The sequence below is a fragment of the Roseateles sp. GW835-FHT13E02 genome (genome assembly GCF_058794035.1).
Map to the genome: position 1 here is coordinate 59,997 of NZ_JBXAGJ010000004.1, position 25,420 is coordinate 85,416.

Annotated in this window: 17 protein-coding genes; 6 read left to right on the forward strand and 11 right to left on the reverse strand. The window is 66.2% G+C overall.

All coding sequences use genetic code 11. The features are described 5' to 3' along the window. Positions 1-60 precede the first annotated feature (60 nt). On the reverse strand, positions 61-3,096 hold the full coding sequence (locus AC1Q6P_RS05240) for a TonB-dependent receptor domain-containing protein (protein ID WP_492664502.1): 3,036 nt from the start codon (positions 3,094-3,096) through the stop codon (positions 61-63). A gap of 734 nt (positions 3,097-3,830) precedes the next feature. Here AC1Q6P_RS05240 and AC1Q6P_RS05245 point away from each other — a divergent pair. Beyond that, the gene (locus tag AC1Q6P_RS05245; RefSeq protein WP_492664501.1) at positions 3,831-5,615 is read left to right on the forward strand and encodes a serine hydrolase; all 1,785 of its coding nucleotides are present in this window, start codon (positions 3,831-3,833) and stop codon (positions 5,613-5,615) included. Between the two features lie 118 nt (positions 5,616-5,733). On the opposite strand, the gene AC1Q6P_RS05250 is transcribed toward AC1Q6P_RS05245, so the two are convergent. Both AC1Q6P_RS05250 and uvrA read right to left on the reverse strand, forming a co-directional pair. Next, positions 5,734-7,155: an esterase-like activity of phytase family protein gene (locus AC1Q6P_RS05250; protein ID WP_492664500.1), complete on the reverse strand. Its 1,422-nt coding sequence runs from the start codon at positions 7,153-7,155 to the stop codon at positions 5,734-5,736. A 194-nt stretch (positions 7,156-7,349) separates the two neighbouring features. Next, the gene (uvrA, locus tag AC1Q6P_RS05255) at positions 7,350-13,088 is read right to left on the reverse strand and encodes an excinuclease ABC subunit UvrA (RefSeq protein WP_492664499.1); all 5,739 of its coding nucleotides are present in this window, start codon (positions 13,086-13,088) and stop codon (positions 7,350-7,352) included. A 371-nt stretch (positions 13,089-13,459) separates the two neighbouring features. Here uvrA and AC1Q6P_RS05260 point away from each other — a divergent pair, with 371 nt between their 5' ends. The 4 genes from AC1Q6P_RS05260 (at position 13,460) to ylqF (ending at position 17,017) form a co-directional block, all read left to right on the forward strand. Further along, on the forward strand, positions 13,460-13,978 hold the full coding sequence (locus AC1Q6P_RS05260) for a response regulator (protein WP_492664498.1): 519 nt from the start codon (positions 13,460-13,462) through the stop codon (positions 13,976-13,978). A 160-nt stretch (positions 13,979-14,138) separates the two neighbouring features. Beyond that, positions 14,139-15,722: a malonate--CoA ligase gene (locus AC1Q6P_RS05265; RefSeq protein WP_492664497.1), complete on the forward strand. Its 1,584-nt coding sequence runs from the start codon at positions 14,139-14,141 to the stop codon at positions 15,720-15,722. Beyond that, a complete protein-coding gene (locus AC1Q6P_RS05270) occupies positions 15,719-15,949 on the forward strand; it encodes a cysteine-rich CWC family protein (RefSeq protein WP_492664496.1) in 231 nt (76 codons plus the stop codon). Before AC1Q6P_RS05265 ends, AC1Q6P_RS05270 begins: the two co-directional genes overlap by 4 nt. A 48-nt stretch (positions 15,950-15,997) precedes the next feature. Then, a complete protein-coding gene (gene ylqF, locus AC1Q6P_RS05275; protein ID WP_492664495.1) occupies positions 15,998-17,017 on the forward strand; it encodes a ribosome biogenesis GTPase YlqF in 1,020 nt (339 codons plus the stop codon). A 16-nt stretch (positions 17,018-17,033) separates the two neighbouring features. Here the strand turns inward: ylqF and AC1Q6P_RS05280 are convergent, their stop codons facing one another. The 5 genes from AC1Q6P_RS05280 to AC1Q6P_RS05300 form a co-directional block, all read right to left on the reverse strand. After that, a complete protein-coding gene (locus AC1Q6P_RS05280; protein WP_492664494.1) occupies positions 17,034-18,059 on the reverse strand; it encodes a S1/P1 nuclease in 1,026 nt (341 codons plus the stop codon). A 126-nt stretch (positions 18,060-18,185) separates the two neighbouring features. After that, positions 18,186-18,641 (reverse strand): type 2 periplasmic-binding domain-containing protein, encoded by a 456-nt coding sequence (locus AC1Q6P_RS05285; RefSeq protein WP_223696728.1) that lies wholly within the window; start codon positions 18,639-18,641, stop codon positions 18,186-18,188. A gap of 32 nt (positions 18,642-18,673) precedes the next feature. Further along, on the reverse strand, positions 18,674-19,882 hold the full coding sequence (locus AC1Q6P_RS05290) for a hypothetical protein (RefSeq protein WP_171827479.1): 1,209 nt from the start codon (positions 19,880-19,882) through the stop codon (positions 18,674-18,676). Between the two features lie 240 nt (positions 19,883-20,122). Then, complete coding sequence (locus AC1Q6P_RS05295) at positions 20,123-20,509, reverse strand: nuclear transport factor 2 family protein (protein WP_492664493.1); 387 nt, start codon at positions 20,507-20,509, stop codon at positions 20,123-20,125. Between the two features lie 45 nt (positions 20,510-20,554). After that, entirely contained in the window at positions 20,555-21,742 is a 1,188-nt protein-coding gene (locus tag AC1Q6P_RS05300; RefSeq protein ID WP_492664492.1) for a YbfB/YjiJ family MFS transporter, read from the reverse strand. Positions 21,743-21,837: 95 nt separating this feature from the next. Here AC1Q6P_RS05300 and AC1Q6P_RS05305 point away from each other — a divergent pair, with 95 nt between their 5' ends. After that, entirely contained in the window at positions 21,838-22,689 is an 852-nt protein-coding gene (locus AC1Q6P_RS05305) for a M90 family metallopeptidase (protein WP_492664491.1), read from the forward strand. Positions 22,690-22,704: 15 nt separating this feature from the next. On the opposite strand, the gene AC1Q6P_RS05310 is transcribed toward AC1Q6P_RS05305, so the two are convergent. From AC1Q6P_RS05310 to AC1Q6P_RS05320, 3 genes are all read right to left on the reverse strand, one after another. Continuing rightward, on the reverse strand, positions 22,705-23,295 hold the full coding sequence (locus tag AC1Q6P_RS05310) for a protein phosphatase CheZ (protein WP_492664490.1): 591 nt from the start codon (positions 23,293-23,295) through the stop codon (positions 22,705-22,707). Between the two features lie 180 nt (positions 23,296-23,475). Then, positions 23,476-24,156, reverse strand: a complete 681-nt coding sequence (locus tag AC1Q6P_RS05315; protein WP_492664489.1) for a CBS domain-containing protein — start codon at positions 24,154-24,156, stop codon at positions 23,476-23,478. Between the two features lie 25 nt (positions 24,157-24,181). Continuing rightward, positions 24,182-25,411 (reverse strand): GGDEF domain-containing protein, encoded by a 1,230-nt coding sequence (locus tag AC1Q6P_RS05320; RefSeq protein ID WP_492664488.1) that lies wholly within the window; start codon positions 25,409-25,411, stop codon positions 24,182-24,184. Positions 25,412-25,420: the final 9 nt, after the last annotated feature.

Consider the following 25,420-nt stretch of genomic DNA (forward strand, 5'->3'; position numbering starts at 1 on the left):
AAAACCCTGTGACATGCACAGGGTTCTGTCAGACGGGGCTCATGCCCCCCGTCAGGACCATCACTTGAAGTGCAGCTGGGCTTGCACGTAGAAGCGGCGGCCGATCACGTCATAGGTGGAAGGATCGGTGCCCGATTGCACATTGGGCGAGTACACCGGCGGTTGCTTGTTCATGGCATTGTTCAGGCCCACGCGAATGCTCATGTCCTTGCGGAACTCCCAACCGGCGCCCAGGTCCAGATAAGCGACCGATGGCACGCCACCGAAGGCTTCGCCCGGGAAGTTCTTGGCCATGCGGTTGTCCATGGCGCCGATGTAGCGCACACGGCCATCCACCGAGAAGCCGCTCCACTTGTAGCGGGCATTGAAGATGCCGCGGGTCTTGGGGAAGGTCTGACCCAGCCCGGCGCCGAAGTAGGCCACAGTGCCTTCAAAGTCCTGGCTGTCGAGGTAGGCAGCCGTCTTGGACTGGTACTTCAGTAGCACGTTGAAGTTGGCGCCCAGATCCAGACGGCCCGGGCCAAGCTTGGTACCCCAAGCCGCCGAGAAGTCCAGACCGCTGGTCTTCAGTCGACCGCCGTTGCCGCCCGCGAACAAACCGTCGGCCACGTAGCCGTTGGTCATGCGCGTGATGTCGGCACCGCCACCGCGCACGATGCCCTTGCAGGCGGCGTGGTCCTTGCTGTAGGCCGCATTGCTGCCGTCGTAGTTGTAGCAGCTGGCGATCAGCTGGTTGGCATCCGGGGTGAGGATGGCATCCTTGACATCGAAGCTGTAGTAGTCGACCGAGCCGCTGAATCCTTGCAGCGGACCTGAGGTGGGCGCGAACACCAGGCCCAGAGTCAGGCTGTTGCCCTTCTCAGGCTTGAGGTCGATATTGCCTGTGGTGTTCACGGACAGCTGGCTGCCGGGAGCCTGAGCAAATGTCGGCAGCACGGTCGCGCCGACACCCGTGGCCTGGCACAGCGCACTCAGCTTGGCGGCATCAGCACCCGTGGTACGGCCCACGGAGCCTGCGGAGCAGGGGTCAAAGATCTGCGGCGCACTGCCGCTGCCGTCGAACAGCTCGCCAAAATTGGGCGCCCGCACCGCCTTCTGAATCGAGAAGCGAGCGCGCAGATCCGTGGTGGGCACCCAGGTCAGGTTCGCCGAGAAGGCATTGCTGCTGCGGCTGTCGGTGCTCTTGTCCTTGATCAGATCAGAGGCTTTGGAGGTCGACTGACGTGCCGCCACCGACAAGTCCAGCGAGCGGGCCCAGGCCGCGCGGCTCAGCAGCGGGATCTGCACTTCGGCGAACACGTCCTTGAAGGAGTTCTTGCCGGAAGCCGGGCTCTGGGCATTGAAACCCGAGATCGGTCCACCGCCTGCACCTGGATCAAAGCTGTACTTGAAGTTGCGGAATTCCACACCGCCGACCACGGACACCGGGCCGGCCGGCAGCTCGCCCAACTCACCCGACACAAAGGCCTGGCCAATGCTCTGATCAAAGGTCGTTTGCTGGCCGCCCGGGGCTGCCAGATAGGTTTGGCAGGCAGCCGACAGGGGCTGACGACCGAAGGGGTTGACACCGCCTTCGCACAGAGACTTGCCACCGTCGGCCGCACCCAGGGCGTTGATCAGCTTGTTGGTGTCTACATTGCCGCGCACATCATTGATGATCTTGGTGCGGCCTTCCGACAGATAGGCCTCCCAGGTCCAGGCATCGGACCAAAGCTCGCCCTTGGCGCCGGCCACGACCTGGGTGACTTCGTTGGTCAGGCGGCTCTCACGCAGCCCCAGAGCCACGGTTCGCCAGTTCATCAGGAAGGGCTCGGTGGCGCCGGAACCGACGAGGTTGGGGTTGTCGCCCGTTCGGGAATCCAACAGGGTCTTGAGATCCTTGGGAATGAAGGGGTTGGTCACAGGCACGGGCAGCAGGTTGCCCGTCGACTTGCCGACTTCGACCAGCGAGCTCGCGCCTTGGTTGGACTTGGCGTTGGCCGGGTTCAGCACGTCAATCGTGGGAACCGGCGTGGGCGCCAGAGCGGTACGCGACTCATAACGGGTGTAGCCGAAGTTGGAGAACACCTCGGTCTTGTCAGTGACCTTGAAGCTCAGCTTGCTCATGAGAGAGCGTCGCTCCATGGGCAAGGTCAGGATGTTGACCGCGTCGAAGTTGTACGAGTACAGATCGGGGAACAGACGCGTGTTCACGCCCGAGTCCACCGGATAGCGCCAGTTGATGACGTCCAGGGTCTTGTTGTTGAAGACACCGGGATAAAACAGGGTGCCGTCCGTATTGAACGAATGCGCGGACCCCCGCGGGATGGTGCCGGCAGGCGTCTGCGCATAGCCCGCGTACAACGCGTCGATGGCTGCTTGGCTCGGCGTGTTCGTGCCGGGGCGGTAGGCGCCTTCGGGCCAGGCACCGGTGGTCGCCGTGGCGACGGCAGCAAAGGGGCGCTGGCCCTTGATCAGGCCTTCACGCTTGGAGTACTCCATCGCGATCACCGCATTGCCGCGGTTGTCAGCGAAATTGCCACCCAGCGTCAGGCTGACGTTTTTCTCTTCAGCATCGCGTTCCTTGGCGGCATTGGACAGGCCACCACGAATCTCGAGCCCTTGGAAGTTCCGCTTCAGCTTGATGTTGACCACGCCGCCGATGGCATCCACACCGTAAACGGCGCCGGCACCGCCGGTGATCACTTCGATGCTGTCGATCAGCGCCACCGGGATGGTGTTCATGTCCACCGTCTGGTTCGACTGCGACACCATGGGGCGGCGGCCATCGATCAGGACCAGGTTGCGGTTGGCGCCCAGACCGCGCAAATCGATATTGGACTGGCCGCCGTTGCCGGGGTTGTTCGAGGTCGTGGTTCCGGCCGGATTGATCTGCGGCAGCGCATTCAGGATGGTGTCCAGCGTGATGTCTTGATTGGCCCGCAGTTCCGCCGAGGTGATGGTCAGAATCGGGCTGGGCGCTGTCAGGTCAACTTTCTTGATCCGGCTGCCCGTGATCTCGATGCGCTCGAGCTTCTCCTGGGCGAACGCAGGTGCGACTGCCGCCGAACCCAAGGCGATCAAGACCGCCTTGCTGATGACTCTCTGTTTGAACATGAACTCACTCCAGACGCGCCGCTGAGGGCGCAAATAGGGGTTGAAAATTGAGTACCGCAGCGCGCGAGTCTTATCGAGCGTGCCTTTCGGCCTTCTTGGTAGAAATACCATTGATTTGCTGACGAGGGCCTCAGCAGATGCGTTGAAATCCTTCTGCCTTGCTTTCACGAGACCCTGGCCTTGGCGAACCGCCGTTTCGGCCCAAATCGCCGTTGTCAACACACGACAACTTACCCTCTTCGACCACAAGAAATACCCCGATGCCTGCAAGGTCTAACACCCAACAAGCACGCACTTTCAATCCCTAGCCTGTGGTGCCTGGCGGACAGGGTGGTCTGTGCAGCAGGTTGTCACTCGGATCTGCAGATGCGTCCAAGGTCCACCTGAACTGAAGTTGGAAGATGGAGCTGACCGGCTCATCGCTGAGCTCGCGCGGCTCCGGTCACAAGGGCTTGGCTCGAAAGCGACGCAATGAGCGCCTCGAATCACCGAAGGAACTGCAGCTCGAACCCGCAACGGTGCGTTCTGTCGCACACGGATCGCCAGGTTGAAACCCGCTCGGCACAGTGAGCCCTGTGTCCGCGCAAGCTCCGAGCAGCGATGAACCATGTCATGCTCTCCCTTCACCGAAACCAGCTGAGCCTCGCTTCGGCGGCACGGATTGCAGTCCCCTCGGGCGCCAGTCTTCTGAGCGCCCGCTTCCTGTTCGCTTTGGATACGAAAGGTCCCCACGGATGAAATCCCTGATTCTGAGCACGGCCCTGCTCGCCAGTCTGAGTGCCCATGCGCAAGGCGCGCCCACACTCCCGCCTGAGTTTGCCGACTGGGACGCCTTCATGGCCCAACAGCTCGCACTGTGGAAGGTGCCGGGCGCCTCCATCGCCATCGTCAAGGATGGCCAGGTCATCCTCTCGCGCGGCTATGGCCTGCGTGATGTGGCCAAGCAACTGCCCATGACCGAGAACACCGTGCAGCCGATTGCCAGCACGACCAAGAGCTTCACCGTGGCCGCCCTGGCCACCCTGGTGCGCGACGGCAAGCTCAAGTGGGACGAGCCGGTGCGGGAGTACCTGCCGGACTTCCGCCTGCACAGCGACTACGCGACCCAGACCGTCACCCTGCGCGATATGGTCAGCCACCGCACCGGCCTGCCGCGCCACGACTGGGTCTGGTTCAACAGCACGCTGAGCCGTGAGGAACTGATCAAACGCGTGCGCCATTTCGAGCTGAGTGCCGAGCCGCGCGCGCGCTTCCAATACAACAACCTGATGTACATGACCGCGGGCTATGTCGGCGGCAAGGTCGCGGGCAGCAGTTGGGAAAGCCTGGTTCGTGAGCAGGTCCTGAGCCCGCTGGGCATGAAGTCCACCAACTTCGCCATTGCCGACCTTCTCAAGGCACCCGACCATGGCACCGGCTACGCGCTCGATAACGCCCAGGTCGCACAACCCAAGCCCTATGTGCCCATCGATGCCATGGGACCGACCGGCTCGCTGAACTCCAACGCCCGGGACATGAGCCAGTACCTGCTGATGCTGACGGCCGATGGCAAGTTCAAGGACAGAACGCTCATCCAGTCCAGCGACCTGCGCGCCATGACCACGGGCCAGATGGCCCTGCCCGACCCGCGCCTCTGGCCCGAACGCAGCAGCCCGCAGTACGGCATGGGTTGGTTCGTCAGCAACTACCGCGGTGTCACCCTGGTCGATCACGGCGGCAATTTGCCCGGCGCCGCCACCGCCCTGGGCTTTGTGCCGGGCCGCAATATCGGCGTCTACACCACGGTCAACATCGGCAACAGCGCCTTGCGCGACGTCATCCTTTACGCCGCCATGGACCGGCTGCTGGGCCTGCCACCGGTGGACTGGAGCGCCCGCCTGCACGGCAACTATCTGAAGGGCCTGGCGGCCGAGAAGGCGGCCGAAACCCAGAAACTCAACACCGGCAAGCCCGGCACGCAGCCGGCCTTCGCCTTGAGCGAGTACGCCGGTGAATACGAGCATCCCGGTTACGGCATCATCACCGTGGGTGGCGGCTCAACGGGGCTGGAGCTGCAGTACAACGGCTTGAAAGCCGCCCTGCCGCACTGGCATTACGAAGTTTTCCAGACCCCCCAAAACAAGCTGAGCGAGCTCAGCGAGACCCGGGTGCAGTTTGTTTCCAACTTCGAAGGCGATGTCGATGGGCTGCGCATCGAGATCGAGCCTTCGGTCAAGCCCGCCCTGTTCAAACGCCTGCCCGACAAGCGCTTCAAGGACCCGGCCTTCCTGTCCAAGCTGGTCGGTGTCTACGCCATCGGCACGAACGAGATCCATATCGTGCTGCGCCCGGACGGTGTGCTGACGGCCGGCGGCCGCACCGGTGCACCCAATGAGCTGATCGGACTGCGCGGCACGCGCTTCGAGGTCAAGAGTCGCAACGGCAACACCGTCGAGTTCCTGGCCGACGCCAACGGCCGCTACACCCAGCTGGCACTGCGTCAAAACGGCAGCACCACGGTGGCCGAACGTCGCAACTGAGCTTCAGCCGAAGACCCGCGCAACAACAAGAAGAACGGGCTCTGGATTTCGATCCAGAGCCCGTTTGCTTTGCGGGCCCGGCGCCCGCCCGATCCCTTGCCCCCAGGGCCGGCTCGGCTTACTTCTGGCTGCGGCGGCGCGCCAGCCCACCCAGGGCCAGGAGGCCGCCGGCCATCAAGGCCCAGCTGCTCGGCTCGGGCACCGGGGCGGTGTAGTTGCCCAGTTCCGCTTCGCTGATGGTGTAAGCATGCAGCACACCCGGCAGCAGGCGGTAGCTGCCATCCTGCGGCACGCTGCTGGCCGCGCCCGTGCAGCCAATCACCGTGCCCAAGGGGCATTGGATGGACGTGGCGTAAGGATTGGCATCACTGAAGCGGAAGTAGACGTCGAACTGCTCACCGCTGGCGTTCTGGGTCACGCTGTAGTCGTTGTCGGTGCCGGCCAGGATCAGGTAATTGCCATTGGCCAGCTTGGGGCCGATGGCCAGGCCTTCCCACTTCTCGGGCGACTTGCCGCCCAGGGCGGCCAGGGTGTTGGCGTCCAGGTCGAGGATCTGGCCCGACTTGCTGACCTTGGTGTAGCTGCCGGTGCTGAGGTTGATGCCGGAAACATCGGTGGCACCGCTCAGGTCGATGCGGTAGACCTCTTTGTCGGCCGTGGCGAACTCAGCGCCGACGCCGACGCCGCGGTTGTTGCGCTCCAGCACATAGAACTCGTGGTCGTTGATGGCGACCAGGGCCGAGATGCCCTGGCCCTGGCCGCTGCGCTTCATCTGGTAGGCGTACTGGGCCACGGCTTCGCCGGTGGCCGTGTCGAACTTGACGATGCGGTTGACCGAGCCATTGCCGCCGCCTTCGTCCAGCATGGCGCTTTGCAGCATGGCGTAGGCGTACTTGCCATCGGGGCTGATGGCCAGGCCTTCAAAACCGCGGTTGGTGCGCTTGCCGGCGGTGTTGCCGGTGTCGTCGGCATAGTTGGCCACGCCGGTGGCGGCATTGCGCGGCACCAGGTTGGCCGGCGTGTTGAAGGTGCGGATCAGCTCACCGCTGCGGCTGAATTCGCGCACCGAAGGGCCGTATTCATCGGACACCAGGAAGGTGCCGGTGCGCGGGTTGATGACCACGCCTTCCGGATCGAAAGCCAGGCCCAGCTGGTTCTTGGGGTTTGGTGCCAAGCCGTTCAGGCCTTGGCCGGCACTCTGGAACACCACCGTCTCGGCGATCTTGAAGTTGCTGATCGCGCCGGTGTTGAAGTCCACATCGAGCGTGAAGCGCTGGACGCGGGTGTTGTAGTTCAGCGTGCCGCCGCCCGGGCCGCGGTCCGACAGGCCCCACCACTCATTGCGCTTGCTGTCGTAGTAGATGTCGGAGAAATAGCCGAGGCGGCCGTTGTTGACGCTGCTGCCGCCGGACAGATCCAGGGCCGCGCCATCGAGCGCCAGGCCGTTGACGAAGCTCGGTGCGGCCTGGGCCGACAGCGAAGCAGCTGCCAGCAAGGCGGCCGCGGACAGGGTGCGCAGGGTGAGGATCGGAGTCGGCATGGTGGGTGGGGGCGGCCGGGTGCGCAGGCGGACACAAAGCACCCGCGCAGCACAAGCCTGCAATAAGTCACGAAGTAGCCCGCAGGCTAGGCCGCCTGCATGACGAAGTCGTGACAAACCACCGAGCTGAGGGGGTGCGCCGCGGCACTCACGCGCCGCACGCACCCAAGTCCTGAAACGCTTCGGCGCTCAGCTCAAGCCGCCACGCGCCCCAACACCGGCCGCAGCGCCTGCCCCGTGTGCGAGCCCTTGGCCACCACCTGCTCCGGCGTGCCGGCCACCACCACCTCGCCGCCGGCCGTGCCGCCGTCCGGGCCCAGATCGATGACCCAGTCGGCTTCGGCGATCACATCGAGATCGTGCTCGATGACCACCACCGAGTGGCCGCCAGCCACCAGGCGGTGCAGCACGCGGATCAGGCGCTCGACATCGGCCATGTGCAGGCCCACGGTGGGTTCGTCCAGCACATAGAGCGTGTGCGGCGCCTTCTGGCCGCGGCGGCCCACTTCATCGCGCACCTTGACCAGCTCGGACACCAGCTTGATGCGCTGCGCCTCGCCGCCCGACAGCGTCGGTGAAGGCTGGCCCAAGGTCAAATATCCCAGGCCCACATCCTGCAAGAGCTTGAGCGGGTGGCCGATGGCCGGCATGGCGGCGAAGAACTCGACCGCCTCGTCCACCTCCATGGCCAGCACATCGCCAATACTCTTGCCACGCCAGCTGACGCCCAAGGTCTCCGGGTTGAAGCGCTGGCCATGGCATTGATCACAGAGCACCTTCACATCGGGCAGGAAGCTCATCTCGATGGTGCGCATGCCCTGGCCTTCGCAGCCGGGGCAGCGGCCCTCGCCGGTGTTGAAGCTGAAGCGGTTGGGCGCATAGCCACGCGCCTTGCTCTCCAGCGTCTCGGCAAAGAGCTTGCGGATCGCGTCCCAGAAACCGATGTAGGTGGCCGGGCAGCTGCGCGGGGTCTTGCCGATGGGAGTCTGGTCCACCTCCAGCACGCGGTCCACCTTTTCGTGGCCCTCGATGCCGGCGCAGCCAATCCAGTGGGCCGGCGCCTTGCGCAGAGGCACGGCCACCGCCATATTGGCCAGCAGCACATCACGCGCCAGGGTGGACTTGCCCGAGCCCGACACACCGGTCACCGCCACCAGGCGGTGCAGGGGCACATCGATGTTCACTTTCTGCAAGTTGTGCAAGGTGGCATCGAGTACGCGCAGGCGCGGGGCGTCGTCCAGCATCTCGCGCCGTGCCTGCAACGGGTGGATCAGCGGATGCGCCAGGAAGCGGCCGGTGACCGAATCGGTCTGCAAGGCCAGATCGGCCGCCGAGCCCTGGGCCACCACATGGCCGCCGCGTTTGCCGGCGCCGGGGCCGATGTCGATGATGTGATCGGCGCGGCGAATCGTGTCTTCGTCATGCTCCACCACCACCAGGGTGTTGCCCAGATCGCTGAGCCGGCCCAGGGCCTTGAGCAGGATCTGGTTGTCGCGCGGATGCAGGCCGATGGTGGGCTCGTCCAGCACATAGCAAACGCCTTGCAGATTCGAGCCTAACTGTGCGGCCAGGCGGATGCGCTGCGCCTCGCCGCCCGAGAGCGTGGGTGCGGCGCGGTCCAGGGTCAGATAGCCCAGGCCCACCTCTTCCAGGAACTCCAGGCGTCCCTGGATTTCGCTGACCACATCGCGGGCGATCTCGGCGTCACGACCGAGCAGCTCCAGGCTGTCGACCCAGGCGCGCGCCTGCTTGACGCTCCAGGACGCCACCGTGCTGATGGCCTGCGACTCAAAGGTCACGGCGCGCGCCGAAGGGTTCAGGCGAGTGCCATGGCAATCGCCACAGGGCTGGTCGGCCAGGCCTTCGATGTCCACCTCCTGGCCGGCAAAGCTCTGCTCGCGGCCGCCCTTGTCGTCGACGACCGAGTCGTCCAGCGCCTTGCGCTGTTCGCGCGTCAGGGCAAGACCTGTCCCCACGCAGCTGTTGCACCAGCCATGCTTGCTGTTGTAGCTGAACATGCGGGGATCGAGCTCACCATAACTCGTGCCGCAGGTCGGGCAGGCGCGCTTGGTGCTGAAGACCTTGACGGTGCCCAGACCCGCGGTCGAACGGCCGGCAGCGATGGCTTCGTGCAGGCCGTCCAGCGGGGTCAGCAGATGCAGCACGCCCTTGCCGAAATCCAGGGCCTTGGCCAGCAGCTCGCGCAACTCGGCCTCTTTGTCCACGCTGATGATGAGGTCGCCGACCGGCAGCTCCAGCGTGTGCTCCTTGAAACGATCCAGGCGCGGCCAGGGCGCGGTGGGCGTGAACTCGCCGTCCACGCGCAGATGGGTGTAGCCACGGCCCTTGGCCCATTTGGCCAGGTCGGTGTAGAGGCCCTTGCGGTTGACCACCAGGGGCGCAAGCAGGCCCACATGCTGGCCCTTGTGATCGCGCAGCAGCTGGGCGGCGATGGACTCGACACTCTGCGGCCGCACCGGCGTGCCGTCGTGCACACAGTGCTGCACGCCTAGCTTGACGTAGAGCAGGCGCAGGAAATGCCAGACCTCGGTGGTGGTGGCCACCGTGCTCTTGCGGCCGCCGCGGCTCAGGCGCTGCTCGATGGCCACCGTGGGCGGAATGCCCCAGACCGCATCAACCTCGGGCCGGCCCGCCGGCTGCACGATGGAGCGCGCGTAGGCATTGAGCGATTCGAGATAGCGGCGCTGTCCCTCGTTGAACAGGATGTCAAAAGCCAGGGTCGATTTGCCCGAGCCCGAGACGCCGGTGATCACATTGAACTTGCCGCGCGGGATGTTGACGTTGACCGACTTGAGGTTGTGTTCCTTGGCATTGACGATCTGGATGTTGTTGTCCAGGTTGGCCGACTGCCGGCGCGCGCGGATCAGGCTTTGCAGCGGCCGGCCCTCTTCCACCTTCATGGCGGGGCGGTCCATCTGCGCCGAGTACTCGCGCAAGGCCAGGGCGGTGTGCGAAGTGGGGTGCTCCTTGACTTCTTCGGGTGTGCCCACGCAAACCAGCTCACCGCCGTCTTCCCCACCCTCGGGGCCGAGGTCGATCAGCCAGTCGGCCGCACGGATCACATCGAGGTTGTGCTCGATCAGGATCAACGAATGGCCGATGGCCAGCAGCTTGCGCAGCGCGCGCATCAGCTTGGCGATGTCGTCGAAATGCAGGCCGGTGGTGGGCTCGTCGAACATGAAGAGCGTGCCCTTCTTGGCCACGGCCTGGCGCGGCTTGCTCGCAGCCTCGGCCAGGAAGCCGGCCAGCTTGAGCCGCTGCGCCTCGCCGCCGGAGAGCGTGGGCACGGGTTGGCCCAGCTTCACATACTCCAGGCCCACATCGATGATGGGCTGCAGCTTGGCCAGCACCTCGCGGTCGTCCTTGAAAAGGCGCACCGCTTCGCTGACCGTCAGCTCCAGCACATCGGCCACGCTCATCTCGCGCTCGGCACGCTGCAGCTTCACATCGAGCATCTCGGCGCGGTAGCGCCGGCCATCGCAGTCCGGGCAGCGCAGATACACGTCAGAGAGGAACTGCATCTCCACATGCTCAAAGCCCGAGCCGCCGCAGGTCGGGCAGCGGCCATCGCCGGCGTTGAAGCTGAACATGCCGGCCGTGTAGCTGCGCTCGGCCGCCAGCGGTGTGGCGGCAAACAGCTTGCGCAGCTCGTCAAAGGCACCGACGTAGGAAGCCGGGTTGGAACGCGCGGTCTTGCCGATCGGCGATTGGTCCACAAAGACGGCATCGGCCAGCCAGTCGGCGCCGAGCAGGCGATCGTGTTGGCCCGGCGTCTCGGTGGCCTGGCCGAAGTGGCGAGCCAGGGCCGGGTACAGCACATCCTGCATCAGCGTGCTCTTGCCCGAACCCGACACGCCGGTCACCACCACCATGCGCTGCAGGGGGAACTCGACGCTGACGTTGCGAAGGTTGTGCTCCCGCACGCCTTCGAGAATCAGCTTGGGCGTGCTGGCCTCAACCGGGCGCTTCAGGCCCATGCCGACGAATTTTCGCGAGCCGAGGTAGGCGCCGGTCAAGGTGTCGGCCGCGCGGATGGCGTCCGGCGTGCCGTCAAACACGATCTGCCCGCCCTTCTCACCCGGGCCGGGGCCCATATCAATCAGCCGATCGGCCGCCAGCATCACGGCCGGGTCATGCTCGACCACCACCAGGGTGTTGCCGGCATCGCGCAGGCGGTGCATGGCCTGGACGATGCGGTTCATATCGCGCGGGTGCAGGCCGATGCTGGGCTCGTCCAGCACAAACAGCGTGTTGACCAGCGAGGTGCCCAGGGCCGTGGTCAGGTTGATGCGCTGCACCTCGCCGCCGCTGAGCGTGCGGCTCTGGCGGTCCAGCGTGAGGTAGCCGATGCCGACATCGCAGAGGTATTTGAGCCGGTTTCGGATCTCCTCCAGCAGCAGCTTGAGAGCATCGTCGAGCAGGCTGCTGGGCAGCTGCAGCTGATCCAGAAAGCTGCGCAGGCGATGGATGGGCAGCTGCATCAAGTCATGCAAGGCCAGGCCCGGCAAGGCTTCCAGCTGGGCACGATTCCAGTCCACGCCCTTGGGCATCAGGCGCTGAGCCGGGGGCAGCAGCGAATCGGCCAATTCCTTGGAGCCGACCCGCCAGAGCAGGGCCTCGGTCTTGAGCCGGGCGCCATCGCAGGTGCCGCAGGTGGTGTAACTGCGGTACTTGGACAGCAGCACCCGGATATGCATCTTGTAGGCCTTGCTCTCCAGGTACTCGAAGAAGCGCATGACCCCGTACCACTGCTTGTTCCAGTTGCCGGTCCAGTTCGGCGAGCCGTGAATCACCCAGTCGCGCTGGGCCTGCGAGAGCTGGTTCCAGGGCGTGTCGCGCGGGATGCCGGCCTCGCCGGCATAGCGCAGCAAATCGTCCTGGCTGTCCTTCCAGGCCGGGGTCGAGAGCGTCTTGATCGCGCCATTGCGCAGGGTCTTTTTCTCGTCCGGGATCACCAGGCCCAGGTCCACGCCGATGACGCGGCCGAAACCACGGCAGGTCTCGCAGGCGCCCATGGCGGAATTGAAGGAGAACAGTGCCGGCTGGGGCTCTTGGTAACGCAGATCGCTGTCGGGGCAATGCAGGCCGGTGGAGTAACGCCACAGGACGGCGTCACCGTCCTGGCCGTTCGCCGGGCCGCTCCCAAGAACGGCCGCGCCCCCTTGGGGGACCGCCTGCGTACCCGCAGGCGAGGGGCCAGGAGTTGCGGGCAAGACATACACGTTCAAACGACCCGATCCGCGCTTCAGGCAAAGCTCGATCGCTTCCATGGCCCGTTGCTTGTCGGCGCCCTGCAGACGAAAACGATCCGCCACCACATCGAGCAGCTTGCGCGGCCCGGTGGGCGTGGCGACTTCACGCTCGGCCTGCACGCGCGTGAAACCGCTGGCCGACAACCACTGCGTCACTTCCTCGCTGCTGGTGGTGGCCGGCAGCTCGACCGGGAAGGTCAGCACGATGCGAGGGTCGTGCTCCTTGGTGCGCTCTAGCAGTTCCAAGTAAATGGTCTGCGCCGTGTCGTGGCGCACCGCCTGGGCGGTCTTTTTGTCGAAGAGCTGGGCCGAGCGGGCGAACAAGAGCTTGAGGTGGTCGTTCAGCTCGGTCATGGTGCCGACCGTGGAGCGGCTGGTGCGCACCGGGTTGGTCTGGTCGATGGCAATCGCCGGCGGCACACCCTCAACCTTGTCCACCGCCGGGCGGTCCATGCGGTCCAGGAACTGGCGGGCATAGGCCGAGAAGGTTTCGACATAGCGCCGCTGACCTTCGGCATACAGGGTGTCGAACACCAGACTGGACTTGCCCGAGCCGCTGGGGCCGGTGACCACGGTCAGCTCGCCCGTGTGCAGATCCAGATCGAGGTTCTTGAGATTGTGTTGACGGGCGCCGCGGATGCGGATGGTGCCTTCGGACATGGAGAGTGCCTGCTGCTGCGCTGGGAGCAGGCATTCTAGGGAGGGGGCCGACCCAAAGCTGTCAGCAGGGTCGCACGGTCAAACCAGAGAAAAAGCCAAGCCTTTCGCGTGCCGGCCGTCAAGAGCCCGTCCAGATCACTCCGGGGAAACCCCAGGCGTCCGCGCAGCCTGCCGCGTTGCGCTCGCTCTGCGCACAGGCAACAATGGCGAACAGCGCACAGATCACCGAGCGAAGTCGAATTTCCCCGAGGATTGGCGAGCGCAGGCGCAGATCGAATAAATTGCGCGAGGGAGGGCTCTGAGCTGCCGCAAAAGCAGCCGTCAGCCCGGCAATGCTGATGGTTGTTGATGCAGAGTTTTGGGGTCGGGGAATGAACACACATGGTTTCGAGCGCGCCATCCAGGCCAACTGGATGCGTTTGGTCGCGCAAGGCCCCGCCCGCCCGGCGGCGCCTGAGCGCAGCCCCGGCGGCGACTCCGAAGCCCAGCCCCAAGCCCGCCGCCCCCTGGTCCTGCTGGTGGAAGACAACCAGATCAACCAGGTCGTGGCCCTGGAGTTCCTGGCCCTGATGGGCGTGGAGTCCCTGCTGGCCAACAACGGCCAGGAAGCCCTGCAGGCCTGCACGCGCGCCACCCCGGACCTGGTGCTGATGGACATTCAAATGCCCGGCATGGACGGCCTGGAATGCACCCGCCGCCTGCGCAGCCTGCAAGAAGCCGGCAGCCTGGCGCGCTTCCCCATCCTGGCCCTGACGGCCCATGCGCTGGAAAGCGATATCGCCGCCAGCCTGGCCGCCGGCATGGACGAGCACCTGACCAAACCCCTGGACTTCAGCGCTCTGCGCCAGCACCTGAGCCGCTGGCTGGTGCTGCCGGGCATGAGCAGCTGAGCGAACCGCGCAAGCGTTCGGCCTCGGGCTGCGTTCGCTGGGCGAAACTCGCTGAAATCGAGCGCCCGGTATTTTTCACGAACGATCACGGTGCGCACACGCACGCGCCGTCTTGCGCCCGCGCGGGGCCTCATGGGCGCCCTGCAGCAAAATGCGGAGCATGAAGAGCCCCGCCCCCCTGCCCTCCGCAACCTCCTCCGCGCCCAGCGCAGCCGCCACCGGCAATCTGTTCGCCGCCCTGCGCGCCGCCTTCCCTGAAGACCTGGACGCCTGCGCCATCGAATGCGCCGATGGCGAGGGCCTGCGTTACAGCTGGCGGGATCTGGAGCGCGGCACGGCCATGCTGGCGAACCTGCTGCTGAGCCTGGACCTGCCCGAGGGCAGCCGCATCGCCGCCCATTGCGAGAAGAGCGTGGAAGCGCTGATGCTTTACCTGGCCGTGATGCGCGCCGGCTTCGTCTACCTGCCGCTGAACCCGGCCTACCAGGCGGCCGAGCTGGGCTACTTCATCCAGGACGCCGAGCCCGCCGTACTGGTTTGCGCCGGCAAGAACTTCGGCTGGGCCAGCAAGCTGGCCTTCATGGCCGGGGTGCAAAACGTCTTCACCCTCAACGAAGACCGCAGCGGCACCCTGCTGGACCGCGCCGCCGCCATGTCCGACCAGCACTCGCCCGCCCTGCGCCGCAGCGAGGACCTGGCCGCCATCCTTTACACCAGCGGCACCACCGGGCGCAGCAAGGGCGCCATGCTCAGCCACGGCAATCTGCTCAGCAATGCGCTGACCCTGAAAGACCTGTGGGACTGGCAGCCCGGCGATGTGCTGATCCACGCCCTGCCCATCTTCCACGTGCACGGCCTCTTCGTCGCCTCGCATGGCGCCCTGCTCAACGGCAGCCGCATGATCTGGTTCAGCAAGTTCGAGCCGCGCGCCGTGCTGCGCCGCCTGCCCGAGGCCACGGTCTTCATGGGCGTGCCCACGCTCTATGTGCGCCTGCTGGCTGAGCCTGGCCTGAACCTGCAAGCTTGCCGCAGCATGCGGCTTTTCATCAGCGGCTCGGCGCCACTGCTGATCGAGACCTTCCGCGACTGGCAGGCCCGCAGCGGCCACACCATCCTGGAACGCTACGGCATGAGCGAGACCCTGATGCTCACGTCCAACCCCTGCCGCGCGGCAGACGGCGCGCGCATCGGCGGTACGGTCGGGCCGGCCCTGCCCGGCGTGAGCCTGCGTGTGCGCACGGCCGAGGGCGGCGATTGCGCCACCGGCGACATCGGCCAGATCGAGGTGCGCGGCCCCAATGTCTTCGGCGGCTACTGGCGCATGCCCGAAAAGACCCGAGAGGAATTCACCGCCGACGGCTGGTTCAAGACCGGCGATGTCGGCTGCGTGGATGAAAACGGTTATGTGAAGATCGTTGGCCGCAGCAAGGACCTCGTCATCAGCGGCGGCTTCAATGTCTACCCGGCCGAGATCGAAGGTTTTCTCAACGAGCTACCCGGCGTGGCCGAGTCGGCCGTGATCGGCGTGCCCCACCCCGACTTTGGCGAAGCCGTGGTCGCCGTGCTGATCGCCAAGCCCGGCGCCAGCCTGGACCCTGCCGCCATCAGCGCCACGCTCAAATCCCGCATCGCCGGCTTCAAAGTGCCCAAGCAGATCCTGCTGGCGCCCGAGCTGCCGCGCAATGCCATGGGCAAGGTGCAGAAAAACCTGCTGCGCCAGCAGCATGCCGGCCTGTTTGCATGAGCGCCCCTGGCCCCGCCCCGGCGCTTTTGAACGACCGCTGCCCGCGCTGCGGCGGTGGTTTTCATTGCGGGGCGCAGGAGGCGCACTGCGATTGCTTCGACCTGCGCCTGAGCCCGGCCTTGCGTGAGCGTCTGGCGGCGCAGTACAGCTGCTGCCTGTGCATCGCCTGCCTGCGCGAGCTGGCGGCGCAAGAGGCCAGCACCGGCACAACGCCCGGGCGACAATAGCCCCCTCGCGGCCAGGGCCGCGCCTTTTCTTCAGAGCAGCACACAAGCATGGCGATCAACTGGTTCCCGGGGCATATGAACTCCACCCGCAATGCGATCAACGATCGCATGAAGGCGGGGCTCGATGTGGTGATCGAGCTGCTCGATGCGCGCCTGCCCGGCTCCAGCGCCAACCCGCTGCTGGCCCAGCTGACGGCGGGCAAGCCCACGCTCAAGCTGCTCAACAAACAGGACCTGGCGGACCCCGAGCGCACAGCCCTCTGGCTGGCCCACTACAACAGCCAGCCCGACACCCGCGCCATCGGCCTGGATGCCAGCAACAAGGCCCCCGCCCAGGCCTTGATCAAGGCCTGCCGCGAGCTGGCGCCGCTGCGCGGTGGGATGGTCAAGCCCCTGCGGGTGCTGATCTGCGGCATTCCCAATGTCGGCAAGTCCACCCTGATCAACACGCTGGTTTCCAAGCGCAGTGCCAAGACCGGCGATGAGCCGGGCATCACCAAGGTCGAGCAGAAGATCGTGCTGGACCAGGACTTCTACCTCTTCGACACGCCCGGCATGCTCTGGCCCAAGATTGCCATCGAGGAAAGCGGCTACAACCTGGCCGCCAGTGGCGCGGTGGGCCGCAATGCCTTCGATGAAGAAGAGGTGGCCTTGGAGCTGCTGGCCTATCTGCGCCGCCACCCGGCCTACCTCGACATGCTGAAGGCGCGCTACAAGCTGGGCGAGGTCGAGGGCCTGAACGATGAGCAGTTGCTGACCGAGATCGGCCGCAAGCGGGGCGCCATGCTGGGCGGCGGCCGGGTCAATTTGCAGAAGGCCGCCGAGGTGCTGATGTACGAGTTCCGGCAAAAGGTGCTGGGCCCGATCTCGCTGGAAACGCCCGAAGAGTTCAAGGCCTGGGCCGCGGTGGCCGAAGAGCGCGAGGCTGCACGCCAGGCCAAGGCTGCGGCGCGCAAGAACAAGCGCCTCAAGGGCCCGGCCACAAGGGCGGAGCGCGATGCCTCCTTGGCCGCCCCCGAGAACCCTGAAAGCACGGAGCTCGACGAGGAAGCCGAGCGCGAGGGCTGAGCATGCCAGCCGGCCCTCAGGGCATCACCGCCCGCAGGAGTTCTGCAAGGCGCGCGCCAGCCTTGATGATCTGAGCGCGCTGCAAGGCGCTGCGTTCGCGGCTGTAGCTGGGGCCATGGCTGGCCTTCCAGCGCCCATCGGGATTTTGCGGGCCGAACTTGAGCGCAGCCAGTGCGGGAAGGCCCGACTGCAAGGTGTCGCTGGCCCAGCGCTCGGCCCATTCATCGAGCGGACCCGGTGTTGCCGACACCTGACGGGCCTCGCTGGCCCCCTCGCCGGCCAGCAGCTTGACGGCCAGCGGCCCCGGGATGCTGTCCCACAAGCCATGCAGCTTGCTGCTGCCGAGCAGGATGAGATTGCCGCCCTTGGTCGAGGCTTTGGCCACGCGTTTGGGATCCTGCCCTGGCTGATCCGGGTCGAAACTGAGCCCGGCAGGGTCGAGATAGGCCGACACCACATGCAAGGGCTGATGCAGATCGCCCAGGTAATGCGCGAGCAGGCGCAGGGCTTCTTTCTTGCTGCGGATGTTGAAGGGCGCTGGCGCGTCCTGGCCTTGCAGCACGCGGATGCAGGCGTTCACCGCATGGACGATGTCATGGTCGCTGCTGCCCGCCAGGCCCGGGGCATAGGCCTCGCGCAGCGGGGAGATGTCGGTGTAGTGGTAGGACTTGTGGCGGCAGCTCTCGTCGCTGGAGTTGCTGTAGCAGCTCTTGGCATTGCGCTTGACGAAGGCCACCAGCGCCGCCTGGCTGGCCGGGTTCTCGTAGTAATCGCACTCAGGGTAGGGGCCGCTGCCATCGTAGGCAAACGGTGCGCCGGCCTTGACCTGGCCCACACCTTTGGCGCAATCGGCCCAGACGGACGCGGTTTGCAAATTGGAGCCCAGCACAGCGCGCACCGCCTTGGCCGTGGAGCTGCCGGCCAGCAGCTGGTCGGCAATGCCTCCGACTGTCTGATGCCCATGCGGCCCGAAGGCCTGGGCCGCCGCACTGGACACCAACACGCAAGCGGCCAGCAGCCGCGACAGGAAATGAACTCGCATGGCCCGCGTCCTTCCTCGTTCTTCGATGCCGAGGTGGCCGCAGCATAGGCCGAAGCCAGCGCGGCGCCACCCCTAGCTCCGTGGCGACGGAAGTGACGAAAGCGAACAGGCCCCGGGCCGCCGGGCTCAGTTCACCGAGAGCACGACCTTGACGCTGGCATCCGCGGCGGACTTCTCGATGTAGCCGATGGCATCGACATTGCTGGCCACGAATTTGCGGATCTCGACCGAGCTGGCCATGGCGCGCGGCGGCGTGCCCTTGCCGGAGAAGGTCAGGCGCGACCAGGCCGCCTTGACCTGCGAGCTCGATTTGCCGGCCACCTTGGCGTAGAACTCTTCGTAAAGCGGACCGGCTTCCAGTTGGTCCACCGGCGCCGCCGTGCCGCCCGAGGGCATGACGTTCGATTTGCCCAGGAACAGCGCGCTGACCTGCTCGGCACTCATATTGGCGACCGGATTCTTCGGGTTGACGATGATGACCATCTCGGCCCAGGCGCTGCCCAGGCTGAAGCTGAGCAGCAGGCCCGCCAAGAGGCGAGCGACGGGGCGAGCGCAGACGGGGGTCGTGAGGTTTGGTTTCATAGTTTTCTCCTGCGATGGAAGTCGGGGCACGCTCAGAACACGGTGTCCAGCGAAAGGGACAGCAGCTTGGAATTGCCGACAAAATCGAGTGCCGGGCCGGACTTGTCCTTGAAGCGGTCCCACTGCAGCTTGAGCGCTGTAGCGCGGCCCAGCTCGTAGCGCAGCGACAGGCTCAGCGTGTCGTCGCGCTGCACGGTGTCCGGCGCCCAGCGGTTGGTCTCGCGATAACGCCCGAAGGTCAGCATGGGCGTGAACTTGCCGATGCGCCGCCCCACCGCCACGGCCACACCATTGGCCTTGTAGGCGAAGTCAGAGCGGTCGAAGATGCTGTACTCGGAGCGAAGCAGCCAGTCTTCCCAATCGATGTTGGCAGCCACGCCATAGATCAGCTGCGACTTGTCTTGCGTCACCTGGGTGCGCGTGCCATCGCTGTAGTCCCACTGATCGACCTTGTTCTTGATGATGTTGAAGCGCAGGGTCAGCCAGTCATTGGCCACCTCGAGATCGGCGCCGATGATGCGCTTCCAGGTGATGTCCTGGCGGGCCTCGTAGTAGATCTTGGCAGCGTCGTTGTCCTTGGTCGCCTCGCGGCCGGCAAAAGCGCTGCCGCGCAGCGACCAGTCACCGAGCTGGGTGCTGTAGGCGGCGGTGAAGCCGTTGAAGTTGATCGCCTCCCAGCCGTAGACGTCTTGCGGCGGACGGATCCAGTTGTAGGCATAGCCCACGTCCTGAAAGTCCGAGTAGTAGAACAGCGGCAGGCGCTTGCGCCCGGCTTGCAGGGTCCAGTGGCTGTCGGGGGTGTAGCTCAGGTAGGCCCATTCCAGGCCAGCCTTGAGGCCGTCGACATCGCGCACCACCACCTGGCCGGTGGCCGACCACTGGCTGCCAAACTTGACCGTGCTCTGCAAGCCCAGCTTGGACTCGGGCGAGGCGCTCCAGGACTTGCGGTACAGCCCGCCATGGCCGTAATCGGCGATGGCGCAAGGGCACTCGAATCGACCGAACAAAGGCGTGTCACGCGAACCGTTCAGCACCTTGCCCACGGCCAGGGTGCCGAAGCCTTTGAAGTCGAAATCCTGGGCCCGCGCTGGCTGAGACAAGCCCAGGGCCAATGCGAGCAAACCCAGACCCAAAAGACCTGGCAACGCCAGGCGCCAGGGCGAGGCCGAGTGGGACTCAGGCGGCAACGCAGCGGCGCGCGACACCGACGTCGAAGAGGAGCGAGGAGACGTCTGCGACATGACAGTCCTTTCCAGACAGCCAGGGCACGCGGACATCGCGCACCCTCCTCCACTCCCTCCGTCAGGCTTGTGTCGCAGCCTCGGCTGCGTCCGGTTTCATGTCTGCGCATCGGCCCGGCCCAACGGTCGAAGGCAAGTATTGCAAAGCCTTGCAAACAGAAAACTGACAGGCGGCATCCGCACCACAATCGCCGCCGAAAACGCGCCAACTACTGCACACAAGTGCTACGCAGGCCGCTCTCAATAGCGCTCGACGGCGGCAATCATGCGCTGCGGCGGTTCGTATTCGCTGGGCCAGAAGTCGCGGATCTCGGTGATCTGCCCGTCCTTCAGTTCGAAAAAGGAGATGCCGGTTTCACTGCCGCGCGCGGTCAGAAAATCGATCACCGACACCGCGCCGCGCTCATCGACGATGCAGCGCGTCAGCTCGGCCCGCCAGGCCTCGGGCCAGCTGCGAAAGAACTCGACGAAGTGCTCGCGCCCACGGATGCGCTCGCGCGTTTGCGGCACCAGGTAGACCACATCGGGGCTGAGCAAGGCCTCAAAGGCCGACCAATCGCCGTCATTGGCCGTGCGCCAAAACTGTTCGATCAGGTCTCGGTGTGTGCTGCAAAGCGTGAGGTCCATGGCAAAAGTCTCCGTGCTGAAGCCGGCGCATGATACTGGATGTAATCACAGCTCATGCTCCAGGCGGATCAAGGCCAGCAAGAGCCCCATGCCCACGAGCAAGACCGCCGCGGTCAGCCACAGCGCGCCGTGAAACGAGCCGCTGGATTGAACCCAGAGACCGCTGAGCGCCGGCGCGCCCACCTGCGCCAGACCATAGCCCAGGGTCAGGCGCGCCATGGCCTTGCCCGGGTTGGCTGGAGATCGGCGCCCCACCAGGGCCAGGGTCAGGCTGACGATGCCGATGAAGGTGGCGCCGTAGAGCAAGGCGCCGCCCAGGGCCGACCACAAGCCACCGTGCAAAGCCGGCAGCAGCACGCCGATGATCTGCAGGCCAAACGCCAGCAGCAAGGCCTTGAGCTCGCCCAGGCGACGTGCCACCCGGTCCCAGGCGAACACCGCAGGCACGGCGGCCAGGCCAACCAGCAGCCAGGCCCAGGGCCCTTGGCCAGCCAGCAAAGGCTGGCGCTCGACGATGGCCACGGTGAAGGTGGCGTTGATGACAAAGCCCCAGCCGGCGCAGAAATACATCAGCCCCATCAGCCAGAGCCAGCGCCGCGAAGGCAGCTCGGCCGGCACGATCGCCGCCACCGGCGCAGGTGGCACCGGTGGCCGCCAGGCCCAGGCGGGCGCCAGCGCCAGCAGGCCGGCAAAGGCAAAGCCCTGCCACTGCAGCGCCCAGTCCAGCGGCGCCATGGCCATGGCCCCCAAGGCCGAGACCACGATGCCCAGGCCCAGGCCCATGAAATGCAAGCCAAGTTCGGGCCGCCTGCCCTGGCGCATCAGCCAGCCCAGCACCAGGCCCGAGCCCAGCAACATGCCGGCCGCACCGCACAAGCCACCCAGATAGCGCGAGGCCGCCCACAGCCAGACATTGGGCGCCAGGCCCATGGCCAGGGTCACCAGCAGGCTCAGGCACAGGCCGATGCTGTAGAGCCGGTGGCGCAGACGCCCGTCCTCCAGGCGCGCCGCCAGCAAGGCACCGCTCATATAACCGAGGTAATTGATGGCGGCCAACCAGCCGGCCGCGGCATCGCTGAGCCCCGCCTGCGCCTGCATCAGCGGCAGCAAGGGCGTGTAGGCGAAACGGGCCAGGCCGACAGTCAGCACCAGGCCGCAGATGCCGCCGATGATGACCTGGGCCGGCCGCAGCTCCGCCGTGACGGGCGGCAGGGTCGGAGGGGCGGCGTTCATGGCCGAAGGGTAAACGAGATGCAGCGTCGTTCTTGTGCGCTCTTGTGTTTTGCGGCGTCGGGCGCATGTGCAGAGCCACACTGCCTCCCGCCGCCATGCCCAGCTCCACCTCCGCCCTGACCCTGCTGCTCACCCTGGCCGCCGCACTGGGCCTGATGGTCTGGCTGATGGCCGCCCCCTGGCTGCAGCGCCGCCGCCGCGCGCGCCTGCGGGCGCAGGCTTTCCCGCAGGCCTGGCGCCGCATCCTGCGCCGTCGCTTTCCGCTGCTGCAGCGCCTGCCGGCCGATCTGCAGCTGCGGCTCAAGCAGGAGATGCAGGTCTTTCTGGCCGAGAAACCCATCATCGGCTGCGGCGGCCTCACGGTCACGGACGAGATGCGCGTGACCATTGCCGCCCAGGCCTGCCTGCCCCTGCTGGGCGCACGCCGCGGCTACTACCCCAAGCTCAAGCAGATCCTGCTCTACCCGGGCGCCTTTGTGGTCGACCGCCTGCACCAGGCGCCGGGCCTGGCCGAGGTGCAGATGGAGCAGCGCCGGGCCCTGGCGGGTGAGAGCTGGGTGCAGGGTCAGGTCTTGCTGTCCTGGCAGGACGTGCTGGCCGGCGCCATGGACCCGAGCGATGGCCGCAATGTGGTGATCCACGAGTTTGCCCACCAGCTGGATCAGGCCAAGGGCTATGCCAACGGCGCGCCCCTGCTGGGCAGCACCGCGGCCTACCGCCGCTGGTCACGGGTGATGCAGAACGAATTTGATGCGCTGCGCCAGCGCCTGGCCTGGGGTGAGCAGGACGGCCTGATCGACGCCTACGGCGCCACCGATCCGGCCGAGTTCTTTGCCGTCACCAGCGAGCTGTTCTTCGAGCGGCCGGGCGAGCTGGCCCAGGCGCACCCGGCGCTGTACGGGCAGCTGAGCAGCTTCTACAAGCTCAACCCGCTGAGCTGGCACTGAGCCCGCAAGCCGGGCTCAGAAGCCCAGCGAAGCCAGCAGGTCGTCCACATCATCCTGCTGCAAGGCCTTGTCGGGCGTTTGCACGCCGGCCAGGGTTTGGGCGTCGGCCGGTGCGTCGCTGGCGGGCGGGTCGAAATCGGCCAGCAGATGTTCGAGCGGCTTCTCGGCCCGCTCCAGCATGCCGATCACCTTGTTGATGACCTGGCCGGACAAATCCTGGAAGCCCTGGGCCATCATGATTTCGGTGTGCAGAGACTTTTCGCGCTCGGCAAAACCTGCGGCGGTGGCGGCATAGGCCGCGCAGAGCTTGAGCATGGCGCGGGCGCGCTCGACGCTGAGCTCGGGGGCGGCAGCCATGCGGCTCAGAGAGTCGGACAGGTCATGGCCCTGGCGGCGCACCTGCTCGGCGTTCTCCTGGGCGGTGTCGACCAGGCCCAGCACCGTGGTGGCGGCCTGCTCGGTCATCTGTCGCACATAGGCCAGGCGCTCGCAGGCGTCGGGCAGCTCCTGCACCACCTTCTGCAGCACCACAGCGGGGTGCTCCGCGCCGTGGTAGCCCGGCTGCTGATGCGTGGAGGTCTGCGCCTCCGAACCTACAACTAACATGCAGCGACTCCCTAGACCCTTGAATGCCGCCGAAGGGCGACGTGCGCACATCACCTTTTCGGCAGCGCGGTCGGAAATATTAGCCCCAAGCCCTGCCGACGCCCAGCGCTTCGCTCAATTCCGGGCTGCGGCGGCAAAAAGATGCCGAAATCTGCAAATTTGACGGCCGCGGCTGCCGCATCAACCCCACAAGTCCAAGGGCGGCTCCCGGCTCAGGCCGCGCAAGATGTCGCTGCGCGAGATGAAGCCGACCAGCTCACCGGCCTCGTCCAGCACCGGCAAGCCGGGCAGGCGCAGATCGAGCAAGGCCTGCGCCACCTCACGGATGGGCGTGTCGGGCCGGGCCGCGGGCACCGGGCTCCACATCACCTCGCCCACCGGCCGGCTGAACCAGCGCGCCCAGGCGGCGGCGTCCTGAATATCCCGCGGCACCGGCAGCAAATCGGCGCGCAGCAGCAGGCCGACCAGGCGCTGCTGAGGGTTCAGCACCGGCGCCTGGCCGACACGGGCCTCGGCCAGGAGGTCCAGACCCTGGGCCACGCTGGCCATCACCGGCACGGTGATCAGCTTGCGGCTCATCAGTTGCTCGGCCAGGGTCAAGGGCTGGCGGCCGCCCGCCCCGGTACTGCCACTGGCGGCCTCCTGCTGGGCCTGGGTGTAGGCCGCCAGGGCGCCCTGCCGGCCCGGCTTGCCGCCGGGCGCGCTGGGGCTGGGCAGACCGCGCTGCAGGCTGGATTCCTGATCGCGCTGCACCGGCTCGACCGCGCGCAAGCGCGCCACCGCCTGCACCGGGCCCAGCTCACGCAGCCCTTCGAGCGAGCCGCTGAAGATGCGTCCGTTGAGGCCGTAGACGGTGAGCATGGTGGCGAAAACTCGAGGGGGTGCGTCAGTCACGCGGCACGGCTGGCGGTAGCGCAGGCTGGCCTCCCGGCAGCAGGCTGCTCATATCGGCCAGCTCCACCCGGTTGCGGCCGCCCTGCTTGGCGCGGTACATGGCGGCATCGGCCGCAGCGACCAGGCCGTCCACCGTGTGTGCGCCGCTGATCACGCCGCCCGCCACACCGATGCTGATGGTGACGGAAATGCTGTGTGCCCCCCATTGCGTGGGCGAGGCCTCCACCGCCTGGCGCAGCGCCTCGGCCAGGGTGGTGGCGCCCTCCAGATGGGTGTCGGGCAGCATGAGCAAGAACTCCTCACCGCCGAAACGGCCGATCTGGTCTTGCGCACGCAGACGGCTTTGCAGGGTACGGGCCACGCCGCGCAGCACGGCATCGCCGGCCTGATGGCCGTAGCCATCGTTGACGCGCTTGAAGTGATCGATGTCCAGCATCAGCACGCTCAGGTATTGGCCCTGCCGCTGGGCGCGCGAGACGGCCATGTGCAGCTGGTCGCTGATGGCGCGGCGGTTGGACAGGCCGGTCAGCATGTCCTTCATCGCCAGCTCGAAATTGCGCTGCTCGGCCCGCTCCATGGTCATGTAGACGAAACCCAGCGAGATGCTGATCACCGCGCACAAGGCCACCACGAAAACCATGGTCAGCCAGAGCCGCCCGGCCTCGTCGTTATTGCTGCTCATCCAGCCCATGGCCGCGGCCAGGGCGCGCAGCAGCAGCGAGCTCAGCAGGGCAAAGAAGGCCGTCAACAGGATGTAGCGGCCACGCCCCGGGCGCGGCAGGCGCGGGTCCAGCAAGGCGCGCAGGATGAAGCCAATCTGCAAGCAGAACACAAGCGAGCCCATCACCACGCGGGCAGCGTACTGCTCCATCAGCAGGGTGTAGAGCAGCGCAATGGCCAGCACCGGCAGCAAGAGCTGCAGCTGCACCCAGACCGGCGGGCCGGCATTGCTGTCCAGACCGTCGAAGCGACGCATGGCCAAGAGCATCAGCGAAAGCGCAATGCCATACGCCATATTGCCGGCAACCACGAGGCCGGACGAAGGCACGACATTGAGCACGGCAAAGATCACATGGCTGGCCGCATAGGCCACCAGGGCCAGGCCCCAGGCCCAGAGCGCATCACGCGCGGGCTTGCCCCAGGCCATGAAGCTGACCCAGCCGGCCATCAACAAGGCCACCAGCGTCACCACAGCGAACAGGGTCGGGACATCCAAACGCATGCCGGATTC

Excerpts from the sequence above, each read along its gene's own strand:
- AC1Q6P_RS05240 (WP_492664502.1), bottom strand. The coding sequence starts at position 3,096 with ATGTTCAAACAGAGAGTCATCAGCAAGGCGGTCTTGATCGCCTTGGGT.
- AC1Q6P_RS05245 (WP_492664501.1), top strand. The coding sequence starts at position 3,831 with ATGAAATCCCTGATTCTGAGCACGGCCCTGCTCGCCAGTCTGAGTGCC.
- AC1Q6P_RS05250 (WP_492664500.1), bottom strand. The coding sequence starts at position 7,155 with ATGCCGACTCCGATCCTCACCCTGCGCACCCTGTCCGCGGCCGCCTTG.
- uvrA (WP_492664499.1), bottom strand. The coding sequence starts at position 13,088 with ATGTCCGAAGGCACCATCCGCATCCGCGGCGCCCGTCAACACAATCTC.
- AC1Q6P_RS05260 (WP_492664498.1), top strand. The coding sequence starts at position 13,460 with ATGAACACACATGGTTTCGAGCGCGCCATCCAGGCCAACTGGATGCGT.
- AC1Q6P_RS05265 (WP_492664497.1), top strand. The coding sequence starts at position 14,139 with ATGAAGAGCCCCGCCCCCCTGCCCTCCGCAACCTCCTCCGCGCCCAGC.
- AC1Q6P_RS05270 (WP_492664496.1), top strand. The coding sequence starts at position 15,719 with ATGAGCGCCCCTGGCCCCGCCCCGGCGCTTTTGAACGACCGCTGCCCG.
- ylqF (WP_492664495.1), top strand. The coding sequence starts at position 15,998 with ATGGCGATCAACTGGTTCCCGGGGCATATGAACTCCACCCGCAATGCG.
- AC1Q6P_RS05280 (WP_492664494.1), bottom strand. The coding sequence starts at position 18,059 with ATGCGAGTTCATTTCCTGTCGCGGCTGCTGGCCGCTTGCGTGTTGGTG.
- AC1Q6P_RS05285 (WP_223696728.1), bottom strand. The coding sequence starts at position 18,641 with ATGAAACCAAACCTCACGACCCCCGTCTGCGCTCGCCCCGTCGCTCGC.
- AC1Q6P_RS05290 (WP_171827479.1), bottom strand. The coding sequence starts at position 19,882 with ATGTCGCAGACGTCTCCTCGCTCCTCTTCGACGTCGGTGTCGCGCGCC.
- AC1Q6P_RS05295 (WP_492664493.1), bottom strand. The coding sequence starts at position 20,509 with ATGGACCTCACGCTTTGCAGCACACACCGAGACCTGATCGAACAGTTT.
- AC1Q6P_RS05300 (WP_492664492.1), bottom strand. The coding sequence starts at position 21,742 with ATGAACGCCGCCCCTCCGACCCTGCCGCCCGTCACGGCGGAGCTGCGG.
- AC1Q6P_RS05305 (WP_492664491.1), top strand. The coding sequence starts at position 21,838 with ATGCCCAGCTCCACCTCCGCCCTGACCCTGCTGCTCACCCTGGCCGCC.
- AC1Q6P_RS05310 (WP_492664490.1), bottom strand. The coding sequence starts at position 23,295 with ATGTTAGTTGTAGGTTCGGAGGCGCAGACCTCCACGCATCAGCAGCCG.
- AC1Q6P_RS05315 (WP_492664489.1), bottom strand. The coding sequence starts at position 24,156 with ATGCTCACCGTCTACGGCCTCAACGGACGCATCTTCAGCGGCTCGCTC.
- AC1Q6P_RS05320 (WP_492664488.1), bottom strand. The coding sequence starts at position 25,411 with ATGCGTTTGGATGTCCCGACCCTGTTCGCTGTGGTGACGCTGGTGGCC.